Consider the following 1,566-nt stretch of genomic DNA (forward strand, 5'->3'; position numbering starts at 1 on the left):
CCCAGTTTGCAATTTACCGGCTATGGCAATGATGCAAAAACCATTCATGGGGTTTGGTTTCCAGAAGAATTTGGTGATCGGGTAGCCATTGATGCCATCACTACAACTATCCGAAGAGCAAAGCCGGTCCAGATGCTTCATTGGATCAATGATACCACCTATAGTGTCCTTCTCCATGGACCCGTAGTAATCACCACGATCAATAAAGACCATGACTATATCAGTTGCTCTGGTCAATCCCAGCGCATCCGCTATTCCATTACGCTCTTTCCCTTTTTTAATGGCGGAAAACCACAAGGACAATACCAAGAGAGACAAATCCAAGTGGGACAAACTTTATGAAGATACCAGAAAAGCATGTTGTTGTAGAGCTAGAGGATATGAGCCTCGATCTCCTCTGCTTTCACCATGTCATGGCAGTGTTCAGAGACCGGAGGCAAGCTGGTTTACTCAAAGGCTATTTAGAAGCTACACTGGAAGCCAATCCAGAGATTGTCAAATATGGTGTGTTTTTACCACGGGGCTTAAAGGTCATTCTGCCTGAATTTGTGTTGTCTAATCCCCAAAGCATGGTGAAGCGGCTATGGGATTAATGCGTACACACCCTTTTATTATGGTCAAGGTGGGAGACAAACCTGTTCATGAGGTTTTTTACCAGCGTCTTTTAACGGCAACCATTACGGACCATGCGGGCAATGAAGCCGATACATTTGAAGCAGAGTTTGATGATGGTGGCAATGATTTAGAGATTCCCTCAAGCAACAGCACTCTGCAAGTGATTTTTGGCTATGAGAACAGCATCAGTGCCTTTATGGGGTGTTTTGTTGTCGAATCGGTTGTAAGTTGTGGTGGCAGTGATGGAGAGATCTTGCGCCTTTGTGGCAAAAGTGCCTCGATGCGTAAAGAGCTCAAAGAACAGGTGAGTGAACATTTTGACCACAAAACTGTTGGTGAGATTGTTGAGACACTTGCCAAACGCCATGGCTATCAAGCAAAGGTCAGTCCCCAATTTACCAAACAAACTTTGCCTTATGTGATTCGAACAGATCAATCGGCTGTTGATTTTTTAACCCGCCTTGCCGATCGCATGCGGGCGCGTTTTTTAATCAAAGACAATAAGTTTTTGTTTTTAAGCGGAGATAACTTACCAGCACTCGACATCCATAAGCACGACTGTTCCAACTGGGAATTTACATTAGAGCCACGTACGCAATACGGCACTATTGAAGCTTCTTATTTTGATCGCTCAAAAGGGCAGCAATGCCAAGTCAAACATCAGACAGGGTTTAGCGGTCCCGTGCGGCGTCTTCGCACTTGTTACACTTGTGAGGAGGAAGCACGAGCTGCTGCTGCTTCCGAGTCGGACAGGTTGTGTCGTGCTGTAGGCAGTGGTTCTTTGACCCTTGAGGGCCGCCCTGAAATTATGGCGGATCAACCTCTTTTATTGCAAGGGTTTCGTGGGCAAATCAATGGACCATGGAAAGCCGCGACCGTCACCCACCGCTATGAAAAACAAAGCGGATACACAACAGAAATCACACTCGAGGCACCAAACAAGGGAAAAGA

General features: G+C 46.0%; 3 protein-coding genes. All 3 read left to right on the forward strand.

Going from position 1 to position 1,566, the window contains the following annotated elements; genetic code table 11:
* Positions 1-342 (forward strand): phage tail protein (locus ACFIM6_RS09830; RefSeq protein WP_375612668.1); only part of this gene is annotated, 342 nt, incomplete at its 5' end.
* Positions 339-593, forward strand: coding sequence for a tail protein X (locus tag ACFIM6_RS09835; RefSeq protein WP_375612669.1), 255 nt, complete (start codon positions 339-341; stop codon positions 591-593). The genes ACFIM6_RS09830 and ACFIM6_RS09835, both read left to right, overlap by 4 nt.
* The coding region (locus ACFIM6_RS09840; RefSeq protein ID WP_375612670.1) for a phage late control D family protein at positions 593-1,566 on the forward strand (974 nt) is incomplete at its 3' end. The genes ACFIM6_RS09835 and ACFIM6_RS09840, both read left to right, overlap by 1 nt.

Origin of the sequence: Bartonella sp. AA9NXGY (genome assembly GCF_042196845.1) — a bacterium.
Lineage (GTDB): Bacteria > Pseudomonadota > Alphaproteobacteria > Rhizobiales > Rhizobiaceae > Bartonella.